Annotated in this window: 6 protein-coding genes, 1 tRNA gene and 1 pseudogene; 6 read left to right on the forward strand and 2 right to left on the reverse strand. The window is 53.1% G+C overall.

The window, feature by feature from the left end; all coding sequences use genetic code 11:
* Positions 1-159: 159 nt before the first annotated feature.
* Together argF and argL are read right to left on the reverse strand one after the other, a co-directional pair.
* Entirely contained in the window at positions 160-1,164 is a 1,005-nt protein-coding gene (argF, locus tag ACWYRJ_RS20325; RefSeq protein ID WP_455508517.1) for an ornithine carbamoyltransferase, read from the reverse strand.
* Positions 1,134-1,229, reverse strand: a complete 96-nt coding sequence (gene argL, locus ACWYRJ_RS20330) for a putative translational regulatory protein ArgL (RefSeq protein ID WP_257756243.1) — start codon at positions 1,227-1,229, stop codon at positions 1,134-1,136. Before argL ends, argF begins: the two co-directional genes overlap by 31 nt.
* Before the next feature lie 99 nt (positions 1,230-1,328).
* Between argL and rraB the strand changes: the two genes are divergently transcribed.
* The 6 genes and pseudogenes from rraB to dptF all read left to right on the forward strand — a co-directional run.
* Positions 1,329-1,754, forward strand: coding sequence for a ribonuclease E inhibitor RraB (rraB, locus tag ACWYRJ_RS20335; protein WP_006810300.1), 426 nt, complete (start codon positions 1,329-1,331; stop codon positions 1,752-1,754).
* A 46-nt stretch (positions 1,755-1,800) separates the two neighbouring features.
* The gene (gene miaE / locus ACWYRJ_RS20340) at positions 1,801-2,559 is read left to right on the forward strand and encodes a tRNA isopentenyl-2-thiomethyl-A-37 hydroxylase MiaE (RefSeq protein ID WP_111965339.1); all 759 of its coding nucleotides are present in this window, start codon (positions 1,801-1,803) and stop codon (positions 2,557-2,559) included.
* Between the two features lie 30 nt (positions 2,560-2,589).
* The gene (locus ACWYRJ_RS20345) at positions 2,590-3,312 is read left to right on the forward strand and encodes a topoisomerase II (RefSeq protein ID WP_455508518.1); all 723 of its coding nucleotides are present in this window, start codon (positions 2,590-2,592) and stop codon (positions 3,310-3,312) included.
* Between the two features lie 106 nt (positions 3,313-3,418).
* Positions 3,419-3,503, forward strand: a tRNA-Leu gene (locus ACWYRJ_RS20350).
* 199 nt (positions 3,504-3,702) lie between these two features.
* Positions 3,703-4,968 carry a tyrosine-type recombinase/integrase gene (locus ACWYRJ_RS20355; protein ID WP_186390428.1) on the forward strand — a complete coding sequence of 422 codons (1,266 nt, stop codon included), beginning with the start codon at positions 3,703-3,705 and terminating at the stop codon, positions 4,966-4,968.
* Between the two features lie 243 nt (positions 4,969-5,211).
* Positions 5,212-5,808 (forward strand): annotated as a pseudogene (gene dptF / locus ACWYRJ_RS20360) (DNA phosphorothioation-dependent restriction protein DptF); the annotation flags it as partial.
* Positions 5,809-5,871 lie beyond the last annotated feature (63 nt).

Raw genomic sequence — 5,871 nt, forward strand, 5'->3', positions numbered from 1 at the left:
GACGAAAGCAGGTATGCCTGAAAGCGTGCGTATTACCTGAAAACACAACCCGCTACGGGGGAGACTTACCCGAAATCTGATTTATTCAACAAAGCCGGTTTTCTCCCTCTCCCTGTGGGAGAGGGCCGGGGTGAGGGCATCAGGCCGCAGAGGAGTCAATTACTCCCCAAGCGTTGCCACCATCACCGCCTTAATCGTATGCATCCGGTTTTCCGCCTGGTCGAACACGATGCTCGCTGCCGACTCAAACACCTCGTCCGTCACTTCCATCCCGCCGTGCAGATCGAACTCCTTCGCCATCTGCTTGCCGAGCGTGGTCTGGTCGTCATGGAACGCCGGCAGACAGTGCAGGAACTTCACGTCCGGGTTGCCGGTCAGCGCCATCATCTGCGCGTTCACCTGATACCCGCGCAGCAGCGCAATACGCTCCGCCCACTTATCTTTGGCTTCGCCCATCGACACCCACACGTCGGTATAGATAAAGTCCGCGCCCTTCAAGCCCGCCGCCACGTCTTCCGTCAGGGTGATCTTCCCGCCGTGTTTTTCCGCCAGTGCACTGCACTCCGCCACCAGGCTCTCTTCCGGCCAGCAGGCCTTCGGAGCCACCAGGCGCAGATCCAGCCCGGTCAGCGCCGCTGCCTCCAGCATCGAGTTGCCCATGTTGTTGCGCGCGTCGCCCGCGTAGACCAGCGTCATCTCGTTAAACGCCTTGCCCGGCAGGTGCTCCTGCATGGTCAGCAGGTCAGCCAGCAGCTGCGTCGGGTGGAACTCGTTGGTCAGCCCGTTCCACACCGGCACGCCCGCATACTGCGCCAGCGTTTCGACCACTTCCTGGCCGTGACCGCGATACTGAATGCCGTCGTACATCCGCCCGAGCACGCGTGCGGTGTCCTTTATTGACTCTTTATGCCCAATCTGGCTGCCGCTTGGCCCTAAATAGGTGACGCGCGCGCCCTGGTCAAATGCGGCAACTTCGAAAGAGCAACGTGTACGGGTCGAGTCTTTTTCGAAGATGAGCGCGATATTTTTACCGGTAAGCTTTTGTACTTCCTTGCCCTTTTTTTTATCGGCTTTGAGCTGTGCGGCAAGGGTCAGCAGAGAAGTGAACTGTGCAGGGGTAAAGTCGAGCAGTTTCAGAAAGTGTTTCTTGTATAAATCGGACATTTTATCCTCGCCTGGCGAACGCCACTTATTGAATTAAAATTCACTTTATATGTGTAATTATTCATTTGCAACCCCGTTTCACAATTCTTTCTTACAAAGGTGGAGGCAAACCCGTCCGTGTGTGAAAATAGAAGTATCTGCCGCACTTTAAAGAGGATTGAGCCATGGCAAACCCGGAACACCTGGAAGAGCAACGCGAAGAGACGCGTCTGATTATTGAAGAACTGCTGGAAGACGGTAGCGATCCGGACGCGCTCTACACCATCGAGCACCATTTCTCTGCGGATGATTTCGACGCGCTGGAAAAAATGGCCGTAGAAGCCTTCAAGCTGGGTTACGAAGTGACCGAGCCGGAAGAGCTGGAAGTGGAAGAGGGCGACACCGTTATCTGCTGTGACATCCTGAGCGAAGGCGCGCTGAAGGCGGAGCTTATCGACGCGCAGGTAGAACAGCTGATGAACCTGGCCGAGAAGTTTGACGTGGAATACGACGGCTGGGGAACCTACTTTGAAGATCCTAACGGTGAAGACGGCGAAGAAGGCGACGACGAAGATTACGTCGACGAAGACGACGACGGCGTGCGTCACTAAGTGATTCAGGCGGTGGCGCACGCCACCGCTTTTTCAAGGCAGAACCATGGATTACCCGCAGATACTCGCCCCCGTACTCAACTTCCTCCAGTGCCCGACTCCTCAAGCATGGATTGATAAAGCCCGCGACCCGGCGAACCTGCCGCTGCTGCTCACCGACCACATGGTGTGTGAGCTCAAGGCCGCCCAGACCGCGCTGCTGCTGGTGCGTAAATACGTCGCCGACGAAAGCGGTGCAGACGCGCTGCTCGACTGGCTCAAACCCTACGAACAGTTCACCTTCCGCGACGGCCCGGAGCCGGACTTCATCGCCCTGCACAGGCAGATTGGCAAAAGCGTGATGCCCAAAACCGACGACCCGTGGGGCCAGCGGCTTATCGACAGCATGGTGCTGCTGATTAAAGAGGAGCTGCACCACTTCTGGCAGGTGCGCGAGGCGATGCTGGCGCGCGATATTCCCTACGTCAAAATTACCGCCAGCCGCTACGCCAAAGGGATGCTGAAGGAGGTGCGTACCCACGAACCGCTGACGCTGATCGACAAGCTCATCTGCGGCGCCTACATCGAAGCCCGCTCCTGCGAACGCTTCGCCGCGCTGGCTCCGTTCCTCGACGACGACCTGCAGAAGTTTTATCTCTCGCTGCTGCGCTCGGAAGCGCGCCACTATCAGGACTACCTGATGCTGGCACAGCAGGTGAGCGACGACGATATCTCACCGCGCATACAGCTTTTTGGCGAAATTGAAGCCACACTTATCTCGACACCGGACCACGAGTTTCGCTTCCACAGCGGCGTGCCGGTGTAAACCGGCACAACTCAAGGATAAGGATGCGAGATGAATAAAACTTGGACCCGTATTGTGATTGTCGTCGTCGCGGCCGCCGCCGTGGCGTTCTGGGTATTTTTCGATAAGCAGCGTGCTCCGGAACGGCAGATGGATAACGCCCTCAACGCGATGCCCGCCTGGCAGGTTATTAAGGAGCAGGAGCCCGCGCTGCATCAGCGTATCCTCGACCAGATGGCCGCCCTGCAAAAAGCGGGCGAGCCGGAGCAGCAGATTATCGACACCATCCAGCCGCAGATCCTGCATCTGCAGATGTCGCGCCTGCAAAACGCCCCGGATGCCAACGTGGTGAACTACATGACCATCAATATGGAGCAGACCGCCGCCATCCAGAAGGTGAGCGACGACGCCTGCTTCCGCTTCCTCTACCCAATGGTGAAGGGCGGCGTGAACCCGATGCGTATGCTGGATAAAGACCTGATGGCGCGGCGCATGCAGGCCGACGCTGACATGATGCGTGCGGCCTACGGCAAAAACCGCCACACCGTGACCCCTGCCGAACGCGAGGCGGCCGTCGAGGACGTGCGACCGATTATGAAGCAACTTGCCGATAAGTACGGCGAGGACATCCAGCTGCTGCAGATGCCGGAGAAGGCGGCGGGCAAAGAGAAGCTCTCCTGCGATATGGTGCAGGAGATGTGGGCGAAGGTGCTGGCGCTGCCGGAGCAGAAGGCCGCGAGGGTGATTCGGCTGGCGGTGTCCGAGCTGGAGTGAAAAAGGGCGCTGGTTTTTTGGGCACTTAGCGCGGGTTTAGCGCGTCGTCGCTTGCATGGCGGCGCGCGACAGGTATAATCCACAACGTTTCCGCATCCCCTTCAGTGCCGAAGTGGCGAAATCGGTAGACGCAGTTGATTCAAAATCAACCGTAGAAATACGTGCCGGTTCGAGTCCGGCCTTCGGCACCATCGGAACATCAATAGACGTCAACGGACGTCTTTTTTTGTGCCTAAAATCCAGTATCCGCAAGGCTTTTCGCGATTTTCCCTTCAACAGAAGTCAATCTGAGTCAATCCACATCAAGTCGCTTGTGAGTATAGAACCGAGTATATATGCTGGTTCGATAATGGTTGTATACTCACAGCGGCACATGGAAGGAGAACTTTTATGGCTCTGACAGATACTAAAGTACGTTCTGCGAAACCGCAGGAAAAGGAGTACACCCTTGTCGATGGGGATGGCATGTTTTTGCTTATTCACCCTAACGGCTCAAAATACTGGCGCTTCCGCTTTCGTTTTGGTGGTAAGCAGCACCTGATGGCTTTTGGGGTTTACCCTGAAACTTCACTGGCTGGTGCTCGTCAAAAGAGAGAAGAGGCCAGAAAGCTTGTTGCTGCAGGTATCGATCCTCGCGAGCACAAGCGGGCTGTAAAAGAAGAGCAGGCGAAAGAGGTTATTACCTTTGAGTCAGTTGCCAGAGAGTGGCACGCAACTAACAAGAAATGGTCAGAGGATCACAGTCGACGGGTACTGAAGAGCCTAGAAGATAATCTGTTTCACGCTATTGGCAAGCGGAGCATTGAAGAGCTGAAGACTCGAGACCTGCTTGCACCCATTAAAATCGTAGAGGCTACAGGCCGCTTTGAAGTCGCTTCTCGTCTTCAGCAGCGAACCACAGCAATCATGCGCTATGCAGTGCAATGTGGCTTGATTGATTACAACCCGGCCCAAGAGATGGCTGGAGCAGTTGCTTCAAGTAACCGTGTCCATCGCCCTGCACTTGAGCTGAAACGTCTACCTGAACTACTCCGACGAATTGACAGTTACACGGGACGCCCTTTGACCCGCTTGGCCGTTGAGCTCACCTTATTGATCTTCATTCGTTCCAGTGAATTGCGCTTTGCGCGTTGGTCTGAAATCGATTTTGAAACGGCAATGTGGACAATACCGGCTGAACGAGAAGCTATTGAAGGAGTGAAGCATTCAGAGCGTGGCTCGAAAATGCGTACGCCTCATTTAGTACCGCTGTCTCGCCAGGCATTAGAAATCCTTAAACAGGTTCACAAGCTTAGTGGTGAGCGTGATTTTGTTTTCGTTGGCGATCATAACCCTCGTAAACCGATGAGTGAAAACACGGTGAACAAGGCGTTGCGTGTTATGGGGTATGACACCAAGGTGGAGGTTTGTGGGCATGGATTCAGGACCATGGCATGTAGTTCGTTGATTGAATCGGGATTGTGGTCGAAGGATGCAGTAGAGCGGCAGATGAGCCATATGGAACGTAACTCTGTACGGGCTGCGTATATTCATAAAGCAGTTCATCTGGATGAACGCAAATTGATGCTGCAATGGTGGGCTGATTTTCTGGATGCGAATCGGGAGAGTGGGATTACGCCGTTTGACTATGCGAAGATTAATCGGGGTAATATTTAGTGTGTATGTTTAATTAAGGTACAACTAATCAACCAGCTCAACTAGCCTCACTTTGGAGGCTGGTTGATAGATTTGGATTTGACCCGCCGTCTTTGGAAGTGTTTTGTATCATTGGTAACGCTGTACGAAGAGGGAAAGATACTATGTTGAAATCGCTCGTAATGATTGTGTCAAAGGGCCTATAGATATCGTGGGTTAGCTTTTATAGAATAGGCGAATTCTTACTTTAGAGAACATGAAGTTATGAGCGCAATCACATTACGTAAAGCGTTGGGTGTACTTGCGAAGTCATCTTCGTTTTCCGTCACCACCGTGACACACCGTCAGAAGGATGAGTTCGATCAGTTAAAGGAACAACTCTTTGTTAAACAAGAGATTGAAACTGAATTGCAACGCTATCTGGATGTTGCTAAACCCGGTGAAATCATTTTTTTGTGTGGTAGTAGCGGGGACGGAAAGTCCGAAATTTTAACCCGCTGTCAGTCAGATCCGCGTTATCAGCGGCGATTTATTTTCCATCTGGATGCCACTCATAGTTTTGCCCCTCGACAATCAGCTATTGATGCTTTGAATGAGTTATTTGCTAATCATCATCAGCAGTCATCTCCATTGCTCATTGGCATCAACACCGGAATGCTTGCCAACTTTGCCCGAGAAGGTGCTGAATGCCATAAGGTGATCCGGTCTGCAATTGACTCATTTTTATCAGGGCAGCAGGATGCAAGCCGTCCTTATCGTAACGAGAATTGTTCTTTTTTTGATTTTGAACACTATCCTAAATTCCAGTTTAACGAAAATAAAAACTATTCATCATTTATTAAAGCCTTATTAGGGAAGGTGCGAACAAGTTCCTGATATGAGATCATCATATTCATCCGGAGCGCATCCCAGAGGGACATCATG

Source organism: Enterobacter sp., from assembly GCF_977039595.1.

What these genes read in the sequence shown, in the direction of transcription:
- argF (WP_455508517.1), bottom strand. Translation starts at nt 1,164, where the DNA reads ATGTCCGATTTATACAAGAAACACTTTCTGAAACTGCTCGACTTTACC.
- rraB (WP_006810300.1), top strand. Translation starts at nt 1,329, where the DNA reads ATGGCAAACCCGGAACACCTGGAAGAGCAACGCGAAGAGACGCGTCTG.
- ACWYRJ_RS20355 (WP_186390428.1), top strand. Translation starts at nt 3,703, where the DNA reads ATGGCTCTGACAGATACTAAAGTACGTTCTGCGAAACCGCAGGAAAAG.
- ACWYRJ_RS20345 (WP_455508518.1), top strand. Translation starts at nt 2,590, where the DNA reads ATGAATAAAACTTGGACCCGTATTGTGATTGTCGTCGTCGCGGCCGCC.
- miaE (WP_111965339.1), top strand. Translation starts at nt 1,801, where the DNA reads ATGGATTACCCGCAGATACTCGCCCCCGTACTCAACTTCCTCCAGTGC.
- argL (WP_257756243.1), bottom strand. Translation starts at nt 1,229, where the DNA reads ATGAATAATTACACATATAAAGTGAATTTTAATTCAATAAGTGGCGTT.